The 21,234-nt window shown below is 38.2% G+C and carries 18 protein-coding genes and 1 pseudogene; 10 read left to right on the top strand and 9 right to left on the bottom strand.

Going from position 1 to position 21,234, the window contains the following annotated elements:
- Nucleotides 1-22 precede the first annotated feature (22 nt).
- The gene (locus tag AW17_RS01345) at nt 23-1,294 is read right to left on the bottom strand and encodes a D-alanyl-D-alanine carboxypeptidase (RefSeq protein WP_245234985.1); all 1,272 of its coding nucleotides are present in this window, start codon (nt 1,292-1,294) and stop codon (nt 23-25) included.
- Between the two features lie 267 nt (nt 1,295-1,561).
- On the opposite strand from AW17_RS01345, the gene AW17_RS01340 reads away from it, so the two are divergent.
- Together AW17_RS01340 and AW17_RS01335 are read left to right on the top strand one after the other, a co-directional pair.
- Nucleotides 1,562-2,650 carry an aspartyl protease family protein gene (locus tag AW17_RS01340; protein WP_167343633.1) on the top strand — a complete coding sequence of 363 codons (1,089 nt, stop codon included), beginning with the start codon at nt 1,562-1,564 and terminating at the stop codon, nt 2,648-2,650.
- 92 nt (nt 2,651-2,742) lie between these two features.
- The gene (locus AW17_RS01335; RefSeq protein ID WP_029274280.1) at nt 2,743-5,259 is read left to right on the top strand and encodes a zinc-dependent metalloprotease; all 2,517 of its coding nucleotides are present in this window, start codon (nt 2,743-2,745) and stop codon (nt 5,257-5,259) included.
- A gap of 245 nt (nt 5,260-5,504) precedes the next feature.
- Here AW17_RS01335 and AW17_RS01330 read toward each other — a convergent pair whose 3' ends face one another.
- Nucleotides 5,505-6,077 carry an outer membrane beta-barrel protein gene (locus tag AW17_RS01330; RefSeq protein WP_029274279.1) on the bottom strand — a complete coding sequence of 191 codons (573 nt, stop codon included), beginning with the start codon at nt 6,075-6,077 and terminating at the stop codon, nt 5,505-5,507.
- 411 nt (nt 6,078-6,488) lie between these two features.
- Here AW17_RS01330 and AW17_RS01325 point away from each other — a divergent pair, with 411 nt between their 5' ends.
- From AW17_RS01325 to AW17_RS25305, 3 genes and pseudogenes are all read left to right on the top strand, one after another.
- On the top strand, nt 6,489-7,415 hold the full coding sequence (locus tag AW17_RS01325; RefSeq protein WP_029274278.1) for a hypothetical protein: 927 nt from the start codon (nt 6,489-6,491) through the stop codon (nt 7,413-7,415).
- Nucleotides 7,416-7,519: 104 nt separating this feature from the next.
- A complete protein-coding gene (locus tag AW17_RS01320) occupies nt 7,520-7,711 on the top strand; it encodes a cold-shock protein (RefSeq protein WP_025141747.1) in 192 nt (63 codons plus the stop codon).
- A gap of 104 nt (nt 7,712-7,815) precedes the next feature.
- Nucleotides 7,816-8,342: pseudogene (locus tag AW17_RS25305) on the top strand (RBBP9/YdeN family alpha/beta hydrolase).
- An 87-nt stretch (nt 8,343-8,429) separates the two neighbouring features.
- Here the strand turns inward: AW17_RS25305 and AW17_RS01310 are convergent.
- The 4 genes from AW17_RS01310 to AW17_RS01295 all read right to left on the bottom strand — a co-directional run bounded on the left by AW17_RS01310 (nt 8,430) and on the right by AW17_RS01295 (nt 10,861).
- Nucleotides 8,430-8,921, bottom strand: coding sequence for an anti-sigma factor family protein (locus tag AW17_RS01310; protein WP_029274276.1), 492 nt, complete (start codon nt 8,919-8,921; stop codon nt 8,430-8,432).
- Nucleotides 8,918-9,499, bottom strand: a complete 582-nt coding sequence (locus tag AW17_RS01305) for an RNA polymerase sigma factor (protein ID WP_029274275.1) — start codon at nt 9,497-9,499, stop codon at nt 8,918-8,920. Before AW17_RS01305 ends, AW17_RS01310 begins: the two co-directional genes overlap by 4 nt.
- Before the next feature lie 405 nt (nt 9,500-9,904).
- A complete protein-coding gene (locus tag AW17_RS01300) occupies nt 9,905-10,225 on the bottom strand; it encodes a DMT family transporter (RefSeq protein ID WP_029274274.1) in 321 nt (106 codons plus the stop codon).
- Between the two features lie 69 nt (nt 10,226-10,294).
- A complete protein-coding gene (locus tag AW17_RS01295; RefSeq protein WP_051691566.1) occupies nt 10,295-10,861 on the bottom strand; it encodes a Crp/Fnr family transcriptional regulator in 567 nt (188 codons plus the stop codon).
- A gap of 138 nt (nt 10,862-10,999) precedes the next feature.
- Between AW17_RS01295 and AW17_RS01290 the strand changes: the two genes are divergently transcribed.
- Entirely contained in the window at nt 11,000-11,365 is a 366-nt protein-coding gene (locus AW17_RS01290; RefSeq protein WP_029274272.1) for a DUF6249 domain-containing protein, read from the top strand.
- Nucleotides 11,366-11,530: 165 nt separating this feature from the next.
- Here the strand turns inward: AW17_RS01290 and AW17_RS01285 are convergent, their stop codons facing one another.
- From AW17_RS01285 to AW17_RS01275, 3 genes are read right to left on the bottom strand one after another with little or no spacing between them, the layout of a single operon-like run.
- Nucleotides 11,531-11,953 (bottom strand): hotdog fold thioesterase, encoded by a 423-nt coding sequence (locus tag AW17_RS01285; RefSeq protein WP_029274271.1) that lies wholly within the window; start codon nt 11,951-11,953, stop codon nt 11,531-11,533.
- On the bottom strand, nt 11,943-12,452 hold the full coding sequence (locus AW17_RS01280; RefSeq protein ID WP_029274270.1) for a DinB family protein: 510 nt from the start codon (nt 12,450-12,452) through the stop codon (nt 11,943-11,945). The genes AW17_RS01285 and AW17_RS01280 overlap by 11 nt, the downstream gene beginning before the upstream one ends.
- Nucleotides 12,433-13,641, bottom strand: a complete 1,209-nt coding sequence (locus AW17_RS01275) for a sensor histidine kinase (RefSeq protein WP_029274269.1) — start codon at nt 13,639-13,641, stop codon at nt 12,433-12,435. Before AW17_RS01275 ends, AW17_RS01280 begins: the two co-directional genes overlap by 20 nt.
- A 225-nt stretch (nt 13,642-13,866) precedes the next feature.
- Here AW17_RS01275 and gltX point away from each other — a divergent pair, with 225 nt between their 5' ends.
- The 4 genes from gltX to AW17_RS01255 all read left to right on the top strand — a co-directional run bounded on the left by gltX (nt 13,867) and on the right by AW17_RS01255 (nt 21,222).
- Nucleotides 13,867-15,375, top strand: a complete 1,509-nt coding sequence (gene gltX, locus AW17_RS01270; RefSeq protein ID WP_029274268.1) for a glutamate--tRNA ligase — start codon at nt 13,867-13,869, stop codon at nt 15,373-15,375.
- 163 nt (nt 15,376-15,538) lie between these two features.
- Nucleotides 15,539-16,381 (top strand): KPN_02809 family neutral zinc metallopeptidase, encoded by an 843-nt coding sequence (gene ypfJ / locus AW17_RS01265; protein ID WP_029274267.1) that lies wholly within the window; start codon nt 15,539-15,541, stop codon nt 16,379-16,381.
- Nucleotides 16,382-16,485: 104 nt separating this feature from the next.
- Nucleotides 16,486-17,619 (top strand): hybrid sensor histidine kinase/response regulator, encoded by a 1,134-nt coding sequence (locus tag AW17_RS01260; protein WP_029274266.1) that lies wholly within the window; start codon nt 16,486-16,488, stop codon nt 17,617-17,619.
- 18 nt (nt 17,620-17,637) lie between these two features.
- Entirely contained in the window at nt 17,638-21,222 is a 3,585-nt protein-coding gene (locus tag AW17_RS01255) for a response regulator (RefSeq protein WP_029274265.1), read from the top strand.
- Nucleotides 21,223-21,234 lie beyond the last annotated feature (12 nt).

Genomic DNA, 21,234 nt, shown 5'->3' with positions numbered 1-21,234 from the left:
TGTTATTTGATGTTACATATGCTTAAAAAGTATTGTGTATATAAGTGATTATCCTCACCATTTCTGCACGTACCTCGGCAGTTGGTTTTACAAAACTGTTGTTCATGAAAGAATAAATATATGTTTTGCCCTTTTTTGTGAGTACATACCCACTTTGATTATGAACGCCACCGAGCGAACCTGTTTTTCCGAAAACAAAAGGTTTGTCGGTTTTGGGGTAAGCATTTTTTAATGTGCCACTTTTACCGCCTGCTGGCAGCAGACCAAAAAGTTTTTCCGGATTGTTTACCAACCTGTAAATGGAATCAAGGAGGTATACATTATCACGTGGCGTAAATAAATTCTGACGGGACAAACCAGATCCATCAGCCCACTTTACTTTATCAGGCAGAAAAGAAAGGTAGTTTTTCGTAATGTAATCAATGGCTTTTGTTGTACTCAATGTATCGCCAATCTGATTGGAGCAAACCAATAACAAATGTTCGGCGATAAAATTATCGCTGGGTAGCATCATGTGTTTTAAAACCGAATCACGCTTTGCGCCCGACAAAGTTTTAGCATACGATGGTATTTTTAAGTTTATAATTCCGACAGGTTTGTGCAGGGTATCTGCTAATATTTCGACAGTAACCTGTGCACTGGTTTTATATGGATTTTGCTGATTGTAGCCTGGTTGCGCTGAAACAGCAGGATAATGGAAGCGGTTGCTTAAAAAATCTCTGCTTACCTGAAAGCTGCCCGTCTTTTTTGTAGAATCTATTTCGAAACAGGACGCAAAAACCTTCGGTTCAATATTGATTTTATTTGGACCAGCATAAGTAGAAGTAACCATGTTATCCATAATCGGCATTTCGGTAATTTCTGGCTGATAATAATAATCGTAATCATCCCACGACCAGCCATCGCCAAAAAAACTGCCCGAATATCGTCCTGGAGAAAAGAACAGCTTTTTATTCGATGCCAAAAGAAAGTTGTAAGCCGATTTGTCTTTTACTGCAAACTGTAAAAAAGCCGGATCTCCGGTTCCCCAAAAAATCAATGAGTCATTCCGTTCAATATATTTTAAAGCAGGCATTAAATCTGGCAGCATTTTTAAGCTCGCAAAAAAGGTATAAAGTTTGGTATTAGATGCTGGGGTGAAATACTTATCGGCATCTTTCTGAAAAACCATTTTTTTATCTGCAGGATTGTAAAGCGCGAAGCCAACCTGATATTGTTTAATTACCTGCGAATTTTTAAATTCTTTAGCTACTTTTTTTGAAATGATTTTATTGGTTGAGCAACTTGTTAACAAACAAATAGATAGCGCAAATGCAAGAAAAATAAAATTATGATTTTTTAAGGGAAACATGTTCTAAATTTAGGGGACATAATTATCAACTAATTTATTAAATTTAGTTTAATGTTAACCAAATATAACCCTGGTGTAATAATCTGTTTACGCAAACTAACAATTTGTTTGGGGTTGGTATTTCTTGCTTTTTCTGGGTTTGGCCAGGAGTTCCTTTTTAAAAGAAACCGGCAAAAACAGTCAATTATTTTTAAGTGCATCAAAAACCTAATGGTTATCCCGCTGTATGTAAATGGTAAGGGGCCGTATGATTTTGTTCTTGATACAGGAGTTGGACCGATGATTATTACCGATCCATCGATTATCGATTCGTTGAATTTTAGTAAACTCCGTAAAATTAAAGTATCTGGCTTGGGCATTGAAACAGTTGAAGCCTATGTTTCTCAAAGTCTGGATGTTAAGGTAGGCAGTACAAGCATTGCGAATATACCTACGGCAATCTTAAAAGAAGATCTCTTTAACCTGTCGGGGCATTTGGGACTGAAAATTTACGGCTTGCTGGGCTTCAGTTTTTTTAACAGCTTTATTGTTGATATAAGATATAATGAAAATAGGCTGATTATTTATGATCACGATGCCAAAATTAAATACCGCGGCAAAAAAATACCCATTGAGATTGAGAATCAGAAACCTTATATTTTAGGCACTGTTGATGTTCCTGGCGGTAAAACCGTTGAAGCCAGGTTTTTAATGGACACAGGAGCCAGCCATGCTTTGTCGCTCGAAATGCTCCATGGAACCGAATTCCCGCTACCTGAAAAAAAGATCAAAGCAAATTTAGGGATGAGCCTTAGCGGCCAGATTAAGGGATATGTTGGCCGTGTAGACAAGTTTAATGTAGGCGGCTATGTTTTTAAAGATGTTGTTGCAGGATTCCCTGATTTTAAGAGTATAGCGAATAAGATCGATTTATCCAAACGTAACGGTAACGTCGGAGCGGATTTGCTGCGGAAATTTAATATCCAGTTTAACTACCAGGGAGGTTTTATTTATGTTAAGCCTAATGGTTTAAGCAAAACCCCTTTCGAACACGATATGGTAGGTATGGTGCTTTACCTCGATCAGAAAGAGTATAAAAGAGTTCTGATTGGTGAAATAGACGAAAATAGTCCAGCAGAAAAAGCAGGACTATGCCCTTATGATGAAATTATTGGGGTAAATTTCAAAAGTATAGATGCCTACTCTTTAAATGAACTTACTGAAATGTTTAAATCAAAAGCAGATAGAAATGTAATTTTTGAGATTTTTAGGGATAATCAAGTCTATTTTAAAGTAGTTCGCCTTGAAAAGAGGATCTGAAAAGCGTAATTTTCCGGTTACAAAAGAATTGTCGTGTAACAAGGTTCTAACTTTAACCTCTTATTGCCAAGCAAACTAACTTTTATATACACATGAAGAAAAACTTTAAGGTATTTGCCCTCGCAGGTATCGTAGCACTTGGTGTAGCCGGATCAGGTTCGGTATATGCCCAGAAAAAATCTAAAACGACAAAAGGGGCTACTCCTGGGGCTCCAACGGCAACCCCGACAGCAGCACCAAAAAAAGAAGGAATTAAGCCATTTTCTGAAGTAATTACCGCAAAAGCCAGAACAACAAACGGTTTATTCAAAACACACAAGGTAGACGATAAATGGTATTTTGAGATACCAGATTCGATGATCAACCGCGAAATGCTTGTGGTTACCCGGTTGGCCAAAGTACCCGCAGACGTTAAAGTAGGCAACCAGCAATATGGCGGGGAACAATTAAATGAGCAGGTATGGAAATGGGAGCGTAGAGGCAAACAGGTTTACATCCGTGTACCAAGTTATTCAACAAAGGCCGATCCGAACAGCGATATGTACGAATCGGTACAAAATTCTAATCTTGCACAGATCTTAGCCAGCTTTGAAATTAAAGCTTATAATAAAGATACTACAGGTGTTGTAATTGATGTGACCGATTTTTATAACGGTGATGTAATGGCAATCGGTGCTACCGACCAGATCCGTAAGGCTTATAAAGTTACCATGTACGATGCAACACGTTCTTATATCGATACGGTAAAAACTTTCCCTATTAATGTTGAAGTAAAAACAGCTAAAACATACCGAGCAGCAGAATCTCCAACCGATAACAGTAATGGTGCAGTTACTTTCGAATTCAATACGTCGATGTTATTATTGCCAAAAACCCCTGTAAAAGCCAGAATAATGGATAGCAGAGTTGGTTTTTTTGGTCAATCTCAAATTGATTATGGAAGCAACGCACAAAAGGCAGAGCGTACAGCTTACATTCACCGCTGGAATTTGGTACCAAAAGATACCAATGCCTATAAACGTGGTGAACTGGTAGAACCGGTAAAACCGATTGTAATTTATATCGACCCTGCAACGCCTAAAAAATGGGTGCCGTTTTTAATCCAGGGGATTAACGATTGGCAGGTAGCTTTTGAGGCTGCAGGTTTCAAAAATGCCATTATAGGTAAAGAAGCGCCAACACCTCAACAAGATCCTCAATTCAGTGTAGAAGATTCCAGGTATTCAGTTGTTCGCTATTTTGCATCAGATATTGCCAATGCTTACGGTCCGCATATTAGCGACCCACGTACCGGACAGATTTTAGAAACGCATATTGGTTGGTACCATAATGTAATGAACCTATTGCGCAACTGGTATTTTGTGCAAACGGCAGCCATTAATCCTGAAGTTCGTAAAGCTAAATTTAGCGATGCGCAAATGGGCGAGTTAATCCGTTTTGTTTCTTCACACGAAATTGGTCATACTTTAGGTTTACCACACAACTTTGGCTCGAGTTATGCTTACCCGGTTGATTCATTACGTTCAAAAGCATTTACAGATAAACATGGTACGGCACCATCTATTATGGATTATGCGCGTTTTAACTATATCGCTCAACCTGGCGATGGTGTAACCAAACTTCATCCGCAAATTGGAGAATACGATAAATGGGTAGTGAAATGGGGTTATTCTTGGATTCCTGGAAACAAAACTGCAGAACAGGAAAAAGAAATATTAGACCAGTGGACATTGAAAAATGCAGGTAATCCTTTGTATTTCTATGGCCGTCAGGGAACTTCATTAGATCCTCGTTTGCAGAGCGAAGATTTGGGCGACAATGCCATGAAAGCAAGTACTTATGGGATTGCCAACTTAAAACGTATTTTGCCTAACGTAGAAAAATGGACCTATCAAAAAGGTAAAGACTATAGCGATTTAAAAGAAATCTATACCGAAATTGTTGGCCAGTTTAACCGTTATATGGGACATGTGGCAACAAACGTTGGTGGATTAAGCGAAAACTTTAAAACCTATGAGCAAAAGGGGCCAGTTTACGCCTATTTGCCTAAAGCAAAGCAAAAAGAAGCTATTGCTTTCTTCAATCAACAATTATTTACTACCCCACTTTGGTTAATCAGCAATGATCAACTTAGTAAATTTGATAATGGTGTATTGTTAAACCGCATTAAAAGCGTTCAAGCAAATACTTTAGGCAATTTATTATCCGCTTCGCGTATTGCTCGTTTGTTAGATAACGAAACTAAAAACGGTGCAGCAAAAGCATACACCTTACCTGAATTATTTACGGACTTAAGGTCGTCGGTTTTTGTTGCAGGAAGAGCAGATGCATTTAAACGTAATTTACAACGTGCTTATGTAGACCGTTTACAGGATTTAATGACCAAAGACGCAGAGCTTCCTGTTGGATTCCCTGTAGATTATGCAGCAAGTTACGGTTTAACGCCAATCAATGTTGGTTTATCTGATATCAGACCATTGGTTAGAGCAGAGTTAAAAACCTTATTGGCTACTACAAAAGCCAGAGCAGCAGCAGGTGATGCCATTACCAAAGCACATTATGACGATTTGAATATCAGAATTAAAGATATTTTAGATCCTAAGAAATAAATGATTGAATGATAGAAAGATTGAATGTTAGGTTGTTCGGCATCCAAACTGACTCCTTCTCTAATTCACTCATTCAAAATTAAAAGAGAGTGTATCAAAAAGGCGATTTCAACTTAGATGCGGTCATGTTGAGCCTGTCGAAACACCTTAAAGCGTATTTAAGTGGGTCCTTCGACAGGCTCAGGATGACAAATCTATATTTATGATACAACCTCTTTTTTATAGGTACTTAAAGTTTATTCCGATTAGAACAATAATCCAACCTTGACAGCAATTCCGTAATAACGATTTTTAGTTATTAAAGGATCGCCTTTAATAGTTTGGTCACTATAACCCAAGCTGCCGGTCATACCTGTTTTAGGAGCAACTTTGAATTTGTACCCGATCCCCAGATTAAACATTGTGCCTTTTCGAAAATTATCATCAATTTTCAATCCGGTTCCTGCATCACCATAAGCAAAGAATGTTTTATTCTGATTTTTAAAGTAATATCTGGCATCCAAGAATAACTGAAATAGGTTGTTGTTAGTCGAATAACTATCATTATCAGTATAATTCTCTAAACCCAGACCTACACCAACCGATATTTGATTTGTTAAAAACATACCATTAATATTTCTTAAACTAAAGGCATAAGCCCCAGAAGTTCCACCATCGTACTTAGTTGGGGTTACTTGTACCTCATAAGTATGATTTCCACCTGTATAACCGATTTCCGTAAGATTGAAGTATCCTTTTTCTTGTTTGGTAATTGTTTGGGCTTTAACGATACTTGCTGTAAACAGTGTTAATCCTAATAAAAATAGTCTTGTTTTCATAGTTTTTTGTTAGTCTTTCATTTTAAAATTTATCCTTATTGATTTCCATTGATTATCCCATTTTACAGCACCGATAATTGTTCCTTTATCAACTTCGAATGCTTACCGAGCTGATCTGAAAGTAACGAGCTAGCAGCTTGGCCAATATCAAACCCCAAATTATTTATATTTGTTGACAGTTTTATATCTACTGTCGAGAAATCCAAAGGAATGGCGATCATATCGGTATTATACTCCCGAAGTTCGTGCGGCGACACAATTGTATAAACTTTGTAATCGCCGTTTAAATAGGGTCTGCTGAAAAACTCAAGCTGTATTTATTAAAAAATTCCGACTATATAAACCTGTATCTATAACAGCATGTTTAGCTCTGGTTAAAAAAACTTATTTTAGCCAAAGATTTTTGTTGAAATGATTAAAAATACCATATACTTTTTCTTTTTTGTGCTGATGCTTTCTGCCTGTAAGTTTGGCTCTAAAACCAGCGACCCAACTTTAAGAGATTTTACTTTCGAGCCAGTAAAAGGCATCCGTTATCAAGAGGTAAAACGCCGGTTTAAAAGCGGACTTTCTTTTAATACGGAAGGTTTTATGCAAAAACCATCCTGGATTATTGAAGTGGTTAAAGAAGATACCATGTCGGCCTGGAGTCCACAGAAGCAAAGAATGCAAAAATTCTACATGCAGTACGATCACGGAAATGTATATAATTTTGCTGCTGAATTTTTTAAAGTAAAACACATCAGTAAGGATAGTTTGGTTTTTCAGCGGATTCAGGTTGATGGAAATGTAATTGCTTCAGATGTTCGCTCGGATGTAAATATGACTTTTTACGCGCAGGATTATATTAAAAACAAATTGAAGGCCAAGGCTGCCGATCTGCAAAAACCAAGCAAGGCCGATACTGCTTTTATAGAGAAGCGTGCTGCGAAAGTTAACTTGAATAGCGATAGTGCTTTTGCCGCAACAGATCCGGTTCAGTTTATACCAAAAAGTAAAATTGTAAGGGTAGAAAAAATCAGTACGGTTGATCGGGCCAATAACAGGACCGAAGCTTACGATTATATGTTTCCGCAGTATATTATCCGGATAGATCGGGCTTATAAAGATTTCGCTTACCAGGTTGCAGCGGTGATAGACTTTCAGGGAAGGATACACGTAAAAACGATTTATAATGTGCTTCCCGAGAACGTTGAAGCTAAAAAAAAGGTGGCTCAGGGGATAGCAGATGTCTATGTTAGAAACCTTTTTGATGTAGCTCCCGGTACAACACTCGGGATTCCGCATAATAGTGAAATTACTTTAACAATAATTGGGAAGGCAATTAAAAAGCCTTAGTAATCTGCTATTTACAAAATTTTAACGTTAAAAAAATGTTAAAATTTATTTTGATTTTAAAAATTAAAACTTACCTTGCATACTTAATTTTAATATTTAATACAATGCAAGAAGGCACAGTAAAATTCTTCAATGTAACTAAAGGTTTTGGCTTTATCGTACCTGCAAATGGAGATAGCGAAATTTTTGTTCATTCAACAGGTCTTATCGACGAAATCCGTGAAAACGACAAAGTACAGTACGAAGTTGCTAACGGTAAAAAAGGCTTAAATGCCGTTAATGTGAAAGTAATTTAATTTATTTATCATATTTACAGAGAAGGCTGCTTTCTTGCGATGGCGGCCTTTTTTTGTTTTATTTTTCGCTGCCTGAATTCATTCAGGATCTATTCTCACTTTTTATGACCTACTATTTTATTGTTCCTGGTCTGGGTAATTCAGACGCAGATCACTGGCAAACGCATTTCGAAAAATCCGGAGATCATGTTATGTGAATTAATCAGCGGGAATGGGATACACCCGCCAGTAAAGATTGGATTGAAACAATAGATCAGGCCGTTGCTAACTATAATTTGGCTGATGTGATTTTAATTGGTCATAGTTTGGTTGTACCGCAATTGCCAATTGGGCAAAACAATATCAAAAGAAAATTAAAGGAGCTTTACTCGTTGCACCGAGTGATTTGGAAGCTCCCCGATATAACTTCTCAACGGTGGGTTTCGATCATGTACCGCTGGATAAAATAAACTTTAGAACCATTGTTATAGCCAGTTCAAATGATGAATGGGTAACAATAGAAAGGGTTGAATTTTTTGCCGAAAATTGGGGCAGTGAATTTATTAATATCGGTAATGCTGGCCATATTAATGCAGATGCCGGATTTGGTAAGTGGAGAAAGGGACTAGAGATTTTAAAAACCTTGGGGTAACATTTACCTTGCTGAGTTCCCGCAGATTTCGGGAAAAGCACAGATGAGCATAAATCTGCGTAAATCAATTTGATCTGCGGGAGCTATTTAAGCGTTCTTACTTCTGCGCAAATTCTTCCTTAAAAACTGGTCTAGAAAAATTAATCCGATCACCAGATCTGCAAAAAGAAAGGCATAAATTGCCGTAGGTGTAATGTATTTCTCTAAATTGAAATCGAAATTCACCTTCAAATCGAATTGTGGCATTTCGAGGTTAGCGTTATAAAATACATAAGCCAATAAGGCGAGTAGCGAGACTACAAAAAAGCCCCCAATGCTGTAAATGATCTTTTTGTCTACCTTTGTTTTCATCGCGATAGGGGCAGGAACTAAGGCAACACTTTCCATTACATTCCTGTTGAAAGACATAGAAGGTTCATCAAGATCGAGCCCATCGAAAACTAAATTAAGCTTTAGCAGATCCTCGTATTGCGATTTAAGTTCGGCATCCGATTCAATTTTTTCTTCGATGGCTTTTTTTGAAGCATCATCCAAATTCCCATCAATATAATCCCAAAGCTGTTGTTCTATTGTATTCATAGTAACTCCTTTACTTCATCTTTTAACAAATATTGTAATTTTTCTTTAAGTCTTTGCCTGGCCCTATGCAACTTTACTTTTATCGTATTGGGTTCCATGTGCAGTGCTTCGCCAATTTCTTCTAAACTCTGTTCGCCTTTATAAAATAGGGTAATAATAGCAGCATCATCCGGTAAAAGCTGGGTAATGGCAATATTTAAAAAAGCATGGCTATCCTGCCGCTCATAGCCATTTGCGTTAAAGCTTGAGGTGTGGTTTTCGAGCTGTAAAATGGTACTTTCATCATGTATTGACGTAGTATCTAAACGGTTTTTCCTTAAAAAAGTCATTGCCATAGTATACGTTATCGTGTACAGCCAAGTGCTAAATTTAGCTGTTTGTTTAAAGGTACCCAATGCTTTATATGCTTTTACAAAGCAATCCTGAGCAATTTCTTCGGCGTCTTCCCTGTTTTTCGAAAACCTTAAAGCAAGCGTAAATACAAATCGCTGATGGCGCTTTACCAACAAAGCATACTGATCGGTTTCGCCGTTCAATACTTTTTGGATCAGCTCTAAATCTGTAGGTTTTTGCTCCATGTTTAGCTGTAAGACTACATTAAAGATAAGGAGGTTACACGTGAAACATAATTTTTATTGTCATTCTGAGTTTACGAAGAATCTGCTGGCGATGGGGTAATTTATTTTTTCTGGGTTTTTTGGAAATGAAAGGGCAGTTTTTCATTGGAGATTGCAGTCCTGCTGTTCGCTGTAGCCCTCATACTTCGGGGCTGCCGCTGCCATCAGGTTTACGCACAAAGTTTTGGCGCCTTGAAAACCCTAAAAATGAAATGCTGTTTTAGCCATTTAGCCCCGGGTGAAGCGGTACCCAGGAACCAGGCTGGTTTCTTATGCAGGCTTTGCGCTCCGAAAGAATTTTATGCCCTGGCTAAACTTTCGAAGTTTGGCCTACGCTTTAGGCTTGGTAAACTTCGCAAGCGCTCGCTAATGTGAAGCGAAAAACTTTAATCCTGCAATTGATCCTATAAGCGTACAAATAAAAAATATCCGCCAGAAGGTTGCTGGTTCATTGAAATAAAAAATTCCGATAATTACTGTTCCTACGGCACCGATACCCGTCCAAACAGCATAGGCAGTTCCCATGGGTAAAGTTTGGGTTGCTTTATTTAGCAATAAGAAACTCAAAATAATACAGACAAAAAAAGCCGTACTCCATTTTATATTCGAAAAATTGTTCGATAATTTAAGGCAGGTGGTAAAGCCAACTTCGAAAAGGCCAGCAATAATTAAGGTAATCCAGTTCATGATAAATGTGTTTCTGCAAATTTAAGGTGCATTTATCAGGCAACATTTTATAAATGTTAAAAAATGAATTTATTTATGAGCTGCTCTTATTCTGCTCAGGGTAACCTGTGTTACACCCAGGTATGAGGCAATGTGTTTTAAGGCTACTCTTTTAATCAGTTCGGGAGATTGATTTACAAAATCCTGATAACGTTCTGCAGCCCCTTTAAAAGCCCGGTCTATTAATCTTCTTTCAGTAGCAATTAACTCCTGTTCTGCAATTTTTCTGCCCCAATTGGCAATTTCTAAATGTTGATCGTAAAGCAAAAAAAGATCGGTTAGCCTGATTTGAATTAAACTGCAGTTTTCCAATAGCTCAATATTTTCGTAACCAGGGCTATTATTAATATAGCTGTTAAAAGAAAAAAGAACGGCACCACTTTGTCCGAACCAAAAGGTTATCTGTTGGTTTTTTCCGTCAGAATAGGCTCTGGCAATGCCACTTTCGAGGATATAGAAAAAAGGCTCTGTTTTATCTGCATAGATTAAAATCGTTCCTTTCTGATGTTCTACCCGCTTAGAAACAGCAGCTAACTTTTCTAAAGCTTCATTGCTGAGCGGCTTAAAGATTTCTATATTTTTTAACTGACTGTACAAGGGAATTTTTAATGTTTGATAAAGCTATCGATTTTTTTTCAGCAAGGGTGTAACCTGATTAAAAAGTATGTAGTCATAATACACAGAACACGGTTCAATTTAAACAATAGAATATTTACAAATTAAAAAATTATAATCATGGAAGGTATATTAGTCCCAATCTCACTTTTTTTAGGTGCATTCGCAATGGTATTCGGAATCCGCTACCTATCAAACAAAGAGAAAATGGCAATGATCGAAAGGGGAATCGATCCGGGTGTGCATAAGGCTACACCAAAACCGTTTTTAAGTTTAAAGTTCGGTTTGCTTTTGGTTGGTTTAGGAATCGGCCTGCTGGTAGCACTATTTACAGTTAGAGGAGTGTTCGGCAGCGACATGACGCGTAGTGAGCAAGGACAATCGGTAGCCATTTACTTTGGTTGCATCGGGATTTTCGGCGGATTGGGCTTAATTGTTTCTTACCTTGTAGAGAAGAAATGGCTGGATAGCAATAAAATGCTTTAATATCAGAGAAGTCAAGTTTAATGGCCACATCGCTATAAAAACTTGACTTCTCTTGATTCTTGTGGTGTCAGATGTTACCATCTGACACAAAAACTTAATTCCATCCTTGGAGTTTCATGCTTTTAGATTTGAGTAACTGTCAGATGGTAACATCTGACACCACATCTACTGCGGCTTATTAATAATCGCTACGGTTAAACGGCTAATGCAGTTCATCTTTCCACGTTCATCATAAATTTTGATTTCCCAAACCTGGGTTTTGGCCCCAATATGTAAAGGTTTGCAAATGCCTTTTACCAAACCACTTTTTACCGGCCTTAAATGGTTGGCGTTTACTTCTAAACCAACAGCAACATACTTCCCAGGATCTATACACATATAAGAAGCAATACTGCCCAAGGTTTCTGCCAAAACCACCGAGGCGCCGCCGTGCAAAATCCCTGCAGGTTGATGTGTACGTTCATCAACAGGCATGGTTCCGATAATAAAATCTTCACCAATTTCAGTAAAGCGGATATCGAGCAGCGCACCTAAATGATTTTTAGGGCGGTCGTTCAGCTCGTCAACCCTAAAGTTTTTAAACCACATGGTAACGTTCTTTTAAAATGTAAACATGATGGATAATATGGCCACCCACAATAAATAAAATAGATTTTACATTAATTTCCCTGCCCGAAGCAATTCCTTTTCTGTTCAGTTCCTCTTCGTTTAAAGATTTAAAAAGGTATAAATTGGCTTTACGAAGTGCAATAAATTCTTCAATCAGATCTTCCAGATCTCGCTCGGCAAAGCGGGCATTGGTTACATAGTCATCTTCCTCGAAACCTGGTAAAGGCTGTTGTTCCTTGCGGGCAAAACAGGTAATACGAAAGGCAAAAACACGTTCGGCATCAATAATATGGCCTAACATTTCTTTTAGTGTCCATTTACCTTCAGCATAGGCATAATCAGCTTTATCGGCGTTTGCTCTAAACAAGGCCGGCAGACTTAGCATCTGATCGTTTAAAATTTCGAAAATATCTCGATCTACTTTACTGATATAGGTTTCGCCCCAAGTTGGATATTCGTTAGGCTGTGGTCGGTTCATATCTTAAACTGCTTTTTAATATTATTCTAAAAGTTGTGCCTTTACCCAGTTCAGAGTCTTTTACAAAAATTTCTCCACTGTGGTAATTTTCTACAATACGTTTGGTAAGCGATAAACCTAAACCCCAACCGCGTTTGCGTGTAGTATAGCCTGGTTGAAAAACCGTATCGAACTTAGATCTCGGAATACCCTTCCCGGTATCGCTCACATCAATAAACACCTGTTCTTTGGCTAAATTTTCTATAATGTTGATTGAGATCGACCCTTCGTTTTCGATTGCGTTTGCTGCGTTTTTTAAAAGGTTTTCAATTACCCAATCAAATAATGGAACGTTTAACATGGCCCTTACCTGCTCATCGCCGGTAATGCTAAATTTAACCTTATCTGAGGTGCGTACTTTAAAATAGCGTATAAAATCGCTGATTACAATGTAAACCGTATGATCTTCGAGTATAGGTTTAGAACCGATTTTCGAGAAACGGTCGGTAATAATTTCCAGACGCTTAATATCGTTTTCCATTTCGGCAATCAACGGATCATCTTCTGCATCAAATTTCGATTTCATGAGTTCCGTCCAGGCCATGAGTGATGATATTGGCGTACCCAGCTGGTGAGCGGTTTCTTTAGCCAAACCTACCCAAACATGGTCTTGTTCATCTTTCCGGGCCGAACTGAATGCTGCATAAGCTGTTAAAAGGAAAAGGAAGATAACGCCCATTTGGATGTATGGGAAATACCTCAACTGTGTTAAAATGAATGAATCGCGATAGTAGGCCTTAAATTTTTTTCCCAAAAAATTCATTTCATCAGGTGGATGCTGCGCTTTCATCTGTCTTAACTGCCGTACAAAATATAAACTATCGTAAGTGAGTTTAGGATCTGCAACGGGGTAATTGGTTTTAGTGCTGTCTAAACCAAAAAAAGAAGTAATCGTTGCTGCAGAGTCGATCAAGATTACAGGAGTTTTGGTATTTGCACGTACCGTTTCTACAATTACACGATAATCGTCATTATCGTAAAGAAACATGGCCCGTTCCTGAATTTTCACCCATAGATGAAACTGGTCGGCCTCTTCGCGTTCCATTTTTTTTACAAAAGAATCGGTGTAAAATACGGATGCAATGCCAATTAAGATGGCAAAAATGAGAAGGAAAAACTTCCAGCGGCGTTTCTTTTGATAAGGATTCATGCTTTAGCTAGCCAAATTACAATAACAAAACGGAAAAAACATAAAACCATTATGCTTTTTCAAAAACCTTAAAGCAATCATTTCGATTGCATAATAGCTTCATCACAGATGAAACACTATAAAATGGATGAAAAACATATCTTTGTGCCGAGCATAGTGCATGGCGCATTGAGCATGGATTGCACCATGGCTCTAAGCCGATAACTCCCTGCTCTTTGCTTAATCATGGATAAGAAAGTTAGAGTAAGATTTGCCCCAAGCCCCACCGGAGGTTTGCATTTAGGTGGTGTGCGCACTGCCTTGTTCAATTATTTATTTGCCAAAAAAAATAATGGAACTTTTGTACTTCGTGTAGAAGATACCGATCAAAACCGCTTTGTAGAAGGCGCTGAAGAATATATCGTTAACTGTTTAAACTGGTGCGGCATTACACCAGATGAAAGTCCGAGTAATCCCGGAGCTTATGGCCCGTACCGCCAAAGCGAGCGCAAACCCAGCTACCGTAAATTTGCCGAACAGTTAATTAGCGATGGTTATGCCTATTACGCCTTCGATACCCCGGAAGATTTAGATGCCAAACGTAAAGAAATTCCAAATTTCCAATACGGACAGGCCACACGTATGCAGATGCGCAATTCTTTAACCCTTACCATTAGCGAGGTTGAAGATTTATTGGCGGCCAAAACACCGCATGTTATCCGTATTAAAGTACCAAGCGACGAAATTGTACATTTTAACGATTTAATCCGTGGAGATGTAAGCTTCGAAACCTCGTTGGTTGATGATAAAGTATTATTAAAAGCTGATGGAATGCCAACCTACCATTTAGCCGTTGTGGTTGATGATAAGGCGATGGAAATTACTCATGCCTTTAGGGGAGAAGAATGGTTGCCTTCTGCACCGGTTCATATTTTACTTTGGAAGTATTTAGGATGGGAAGCGGAGATGCCTGCATGGGCCCATCTACCTTTAATCTTAAAGCCAGATGGACATGGAAAATTAAGTAAACGCGATGGCGATCGATTAGGTTTCCCGGTTTACGCCATGAACTGGACCGATCCTAAAACTGGCGATGTAACCAAAGGATTTAAAGAAATGGGTTTTATGCCCGAAGCTTTTATCAATATGCTGGCACTTTTAGGCTGGAATGATGGTACCGACCAGGAGTTATTCTCGTTAAAAGAGCTGGAAGAAAAATTCTCGATAGAAAGAATAAGTAAGGCAGGGGCTAAATTCGATTTTGAAAAAGCCAAATGGTATAACCATGAGTGGATTAAATCGCAGGGCGCAGCGCGCTTGGCGGCAAGCGTTAAAGCGGAGTTGCAAAAAGTTGACATTGAAATAAACGATGATGCTTATTTAAATACCATTATTGATTTAATTAAAGGTCGCTGTACCTTATTGCCTGATTTTGTGGCACAGAGCAGTTACTTTTTTACTTCGCCGGCAGAATATGATGTAAACTCGGTAAAACCAAAATGGACAGCCGAAAAAGCTGATTTTTTTAATGCTTTTGCTGATCGTTTAACATTAACTGATGCGGGATCTGCCGAAGCGGCTTTTAAAGCCTTGGCCGAAGAAAAAGGCTTTAAACCAGGCGAATTGATGTTGCCTTTCCGCATTATGCTGGTGGGCGGTAAATTTGGGCCTGGTGTTTTTGATATTGCTGTACTATTGGGTATAGCAGAAATTAAAGCAAGGATTGCAAAGGCAATCGCTGTTTTTAATAGCTAGTATATTCTTCAGGGAATAAAAGACGATAATATCAGAAGCCAGGTTTTAAACTTGGCTTTTTTTTGTCAAAAATGTGAATGGACAAATCAATAAAAATAATTTATACTTTAGTATAACAATTGTCCCGGAATTAAGGTTATACATTAAACTAAAAAAGTAAATTATGCAATGGTTTGGTAAAGGCAGTAATAATGTAGAAGACGGAAGAAGCGGCGGCGGTGGGAAAACCATCCTCGGTGGCGGTGTAGGTATAATAATCGTGGTGCTCGGCCTAATTTTTGGCAAAGATTTAACTGGCTTGGTTAGTCAACTCCCGGCTACTGCAGGAACAGAAGAAGTTAAGCAGGGCGTGCCGGCTAATGATCCACAGGCACAGTTTGTAGCGGGTGTATTGGAATCAACCGAGCAAGTATGGGATAAAGAATTTCAGGCGATGGGCAAGCAGTATGAGTATCCTAAACTCAGACTATTTAGAGAAGCAGTGCAAACCGCCTGTGGCAATGCAGGGGCTAACGTAGGGCCATTTTATTGCCCTGGCGACCATAAAGTTTATATCGATCTATCATTTTATGATGATTTAAAAAACCGTTTCGGTGCTGCCGGAGATTTTGCACAGGCTTACGTAATTGCACATGAGGTAGGCCATCATGTTCAAAATTTATTGGGAATTTCGGAAAAACTAGATCAGGCACGTGGCCAGGTGAGCGAAAAAGAATATAACCGTTTATCGGTGAAATTAGAGTTACAAGCCGATTTTTTTGCTGGACTTTGGGCACATAATGCTCAAAATCTTAAAGATTTTAAATTGGATGAAGGAGATATAGAAGAAGCATTAACTGCTGCCAATGCCATAGGCGATGATAAATTGCAGAAACAGGCCACTGGTGATGTTCAGCCAGATTCTTTTACCCATGGTACCTCTGCACAACGGATGTATTGGTTTAAAAAAGGCTTCGAAACAGGAGATATTAGACAGGGCGATACTTTTAATTCAAATAATTTATAAAAAATAAAAACTTTTTTTACAGCGCATTGTTTGTTTACAGTTAATGAGGTTTTATCTCAAAATCAAACATAATTATCCCGGCTTCTTATTTGTTTTAATAAAAGATGATCCTTATAGTTGATGACAGGCCCGAAAACCTGATCTCGTTACAGAAAGTACTACAGGCACACAATTTTGAGGTTGATGCCGCATCGTCTGGCGAAGAGGCGCTGAAAAAAGTTTTAAAAAACAACTACGTCCTGATTATTCTCGATGTACAAATGCCAGATATGGATGGCTTCGAGGTAGCCGAAACCATTTCTGGTTTTAGTAAGGCAAAAGATACCGCCATTATATTTCTTTCGGCTGTAAATACAGAGTTAAAATTTATTACCAAAGGATACCTGAGCGGTGGACTGGATTACATTACCAAGCCCGTTGATATTAATGTGCTGCTCCTTAAAATAAAAACGTTTTATCGCATTTACGAGCAGAATAGAAAACTTAACGAGGTGCAGGAAAAATTGCTTGAAGAAATCGAATTCCGAAAACAGGCCGAACATAAAAAGGACGAATTTATCAGCATTGCCAGTCATGAGCTAAAAACACCTTTAACCAGTGTAAAAGGGTATATTCAGTTGCTGCAGCGCAGCCTTAACAGAGATGATAAAACCATGGCCCAGAACCATCTCGAAAAAGCAAGTACCCAGCTCGAAAAACTAAACGAATTAATTGTCGATCTGCTTGATATCTCAAAAATTGAAAGTGGAAAGATGAAGTTTAACATGAAAAGTTTTTATGCTGATAACATGGTAAACAATGCCATCGAGATGTTGCAGCAATCTAATCCCGATTTTAAAATCAGCAAACTGGGTAAAACAGACGAAATGATATTTGGTGATGAAATGCGCTTGGAACAAGTGGTCATCAATTTTATTACGAATGCCATTAAATATGCTCCAGGTACCAATCAGATTAATGTAACCACGAATATTAAAGACGAAAAACTTTATCTGGCTGTAAAAGATTTTGGTATTGGTATTTCAAAAGAGCAGCAAGATAAGATTTTCGATAAATTTTATCGGGTAGAAGATAACAGCAACCGGTTTAATGGTCTGGGAATAGGTTTGTATATCTGTTCGGAAATTATTAACCGCCACGGAGGCACAATTGGGGTGAAAAGTGTGCCGGATGAAGGTTCTGAGTTTTATTTTATCATTCCCACCACAGAAGAGGAAATCCTTAAAAATCAAATCTAATTATCCTTAATCCATATAATGAAAACAACTCTTAAAAATAATTTACGTTTAGGCCTTGGCTTATCGCTAATTATTCTATTTATCAGTTCGCTGGCTTCTTATGTAAGTATTGGCAACCTTATTAAAAGTACGGAACTTGTTAAACACAGTGATGAAGTGATTTTAAATACGGAGAACATAATATCCTATTTAAAAGATGCCGAAACTGGTCAGCGGGGCTTTTTATTAACTGGAAACAAGGTGTTTTTAACACCTTATTATGGTGCCAGCGATTCGGCCGCTTCGATACTAAAAAAAGTTGAACTCGATACCAGGCATAATAGCGTTCAGCAAAAAAATATAGCAGCGCTTAAAAAAATTCTTTTTAAAAGAATGGATATCATTAAATCGACCATAGAGATTAAAACTTTAGGCGGTGTTATTGATCCTACGGTTTTGTTTCAAGGTAAGGTTTATATGGATGAGGCCAGGTCTATTGTAAGCAAAATTATAACCGAAGAGAAAAGACTGCTTGAAGAAAGAACCAATGAATTAAATAAACTTACAGCTTATACCCCGATACTGATTTTAATTGCAGCGCTCCTTGCCATTCTGATTACGTTGTTTTTTTACCGGAGAGTATCAATCGATTTTGATGAACGTGTTAAACTTCAACAGGAAATTGAAGATAAAAAATACGAGATGGAAAAACGTATTGTTGCCATTAAAGAAATTGCCTATCAAATTTCTAATGGTAATTATGGCATAAAACTCGATAGCCAAACCCAGGATGAAATTGGCGAGCTTTCTGAATCGCTAAATGCAATGTCATCATCATTGAAAAAATCTTTCGATACTTTAGAAGAGAACGAATGGTTGCAAACTGGTGTAGCTAACTTAAACGTAAAAATGGTTGGCGAAAAAGATGTTTTCCATTTAGCAGAAGATATTATTGAGTTTTTGGCCAATTATACCAAAAGCCAGATTGGTGCCCTTTATTTATTTAAAGATGATGGATATCTGCATTTAAAAGGGCAATATGCCTTGCAGGGACAAAATCTAACCCAAACCTTAGAACTTGGCCAGGGCTTAATTGGCCAGGCGGTTAAAACAGGTAAGCCAATATTATTGGATGATGTTCCACAGAGCGAATTAACCATTACACATGCTACCGGGAATATTAAACCAGCACAGTTAATTGTACTTCCAATTGTTAGAAATGAAATTTCAATAGGCGGTTTAGAATTAGGCACTATCGGTAAATACAGCGACCTGCAGTTACACTTTTTAAACTTGGTTTTATCTGATGTAGGTACCGCACTGTTGGGCGCACAGAACAGACAAAAGCTTCAGCAGTTATTAGAAGAAACGCAGGCGCAATCAGAAGAATTGCAGGTTCAGCACAATGAGTTAGAAGGCTTAAATGCAGAGCTAGAAGCACAGGCACAAAAACTTCAGGCCAGCGAAGAAGAATTACGTGTACAGCAAGAAGAATTGTTGCAAAGCAACCAGGAGCTGGAAGAAAGAAGCAGCCTATTGGAAGAAAAAAATGAACTGATTGAAGAACGTAATATAGAAATTCAGCAAAAAGCAGAAGCTTTAGAACTGAGTACGAGGTACAAATCAGAGTTTTTGGCCAATATGTCGCACGAGTTAAGAACACCACTTAATTCGATATTGTTATTATCGAGATTAATGGCTGAAAATGAGGCTATGGATCGCGAGCATCAGGAATATGCAGAAGTTATCCAAAGTTCAGGTCAGGGTCTTTTAAGTTTAATCGACGAAATTTTAGATCTTTCTAAAATTGAAGCGGGCAAAATGGAACTCGATCGGGCAAATATTAAGGTTGATGAGATTATCCTTAACATGCGTTCGCTGTTTAATCCTTTGGCTAAAGATAAAAACTTAAACTTTGTTATCGAAAAATCGGCAGAAGTTCCTGAGTTTTTTCATACCGATAAAATGCGCTTAGAGCAGATTATTAAAAACCTGCTATCAAATGCTATTAAATTTACTGCCTTAGGTGCGGTAACCCTAAATATTGCTAAAAATGAAAATTTAGGCGCGCTGGTATTCAAAGTTACCGATACAGGCGTAGGTATTGCACCCGAAAAGCAAGGCATGGTATTCGAAGCCTTTCAACAGGCCGACGGCTCAACACGTCGCAAATTTGGTGGCACAGGCCTTGGGCTCTCAATTAGTAGAGAGCTGGCAAAACTATTGGGCGGATATATAGATTTAAAAAGCACGGAGGGCGAAGGAAGTATTTTTACACTTACCTTGCCCATTGATAGAAATAAAGGTTTTGATGGCGCTGTACCTCATGTAGAGAAACCTGTAGTGGCTTTAGAGGCTCCGGTAAAAAAAGTGAGCCACTTAACGGTCGAAAATATTCCGCAAGAGATTGAAGATGACCGAGATAATATTCAGCCTGATGATAAGGTGATTTTAATTGTTGAAGACGATACTCCTTTTGCGAAAACACTTTTAGATTTTACCCGAAAAAGAAATTATAAAGGTTTGGTTGCCGTTCGTGGCGATGCTGGTATTGAAATGGCGAAAACCTTTAAACCACTTGCCATTTTGCTCGATATCCAATTGCCTGTTAAAGATGGCTGGCAGGTAATGGAAGAGCTGAAATCGGATCCTTCAACACGTCCAATCCCAGTGCACACCATGTCTTCTTTACAGGTTAAGAAAGAAAGTTTGTTAAAAGGTGCGGTAGATTTTATAAATAAACCTTTTGCTTTTGAGCACATGCAAGAGATATTTTCAAAACTAGAGCATGCCTTAAGCCGTCACCCTAAAAAGGTACTTATTGTAGAAGAAAATGAACAGCATGCCAAGGCATTAAGTTATTTTTTAAGCAATTTTAATATCCAGACAGAAATTGTTAACCAGGTAAACGAAGGTGTTTCTGCCCTGCATAAGCCGGAGGTTAACTGCGTGATTCTGGATATGGGTATTCCTGATAAACACGCTTACGAAACCCTTGAAGTGGTAAAGAAAACACCTGGTTTAGAGAATTTACCGATCATCATTTTCACAGGTAAAAACCTTTCAAAGGGCGAAGAAAACCGCATCAAACAATATGCTGATTCTATCGTTGTAAAAACGGCACATTCTTATCAACGTATTTTGGATGAAGCAGGTTTGTTCCTTCATCTGGTAGAAGAAAAAAGCAAGGAGAAAAGCAAAACACCTAAAAAGTTTTCCGAGTTACAGGATGTATTGGTAGGTAAAACGGTTCTGGTGGCAGATGATGATGTGCGTAATATCTTCTCCTTAACAAAAATGTTAGAGCAGCACCAGATGAAAGTGGTAGCAGCTACCGATGGTAAGGAAGCCCTCAAGCTATTAAATGAAAACCCTGAAATTGACGTTGTTTTAATGGATATGATGATGCCAGAATTAGATGGTTACGAAACTACAACAGCCATCAGGCAGGATATCAAATACCGGAACCTGCCTATTTTGGCCGTTACGGCAAAAGCCATGATGGGCGATCGCGAAAAGTGCATTGCCGCAGGTGCATCCGATTATATCAGCAAACCGGTAGATATGGATCAGCTGATATCGTTATTAAGGGTTTGGTTATACGAAAATCATCATAAATCATAAACCATTTTTTAT

This window comes from Pedobacter borealis DSM 19626 (genome assembly GCF_000708285.2).
Taxonomy (GTDB): Bacteria; Bacteroidota; Bacteroidia; order Sphingobacteriales; family Sphingobacteriaceae; genus Pedobacter; species Pedobacter borealis.
This window is presented reverse-complemented; position numbering and strand designations above follow the sequence as displayed.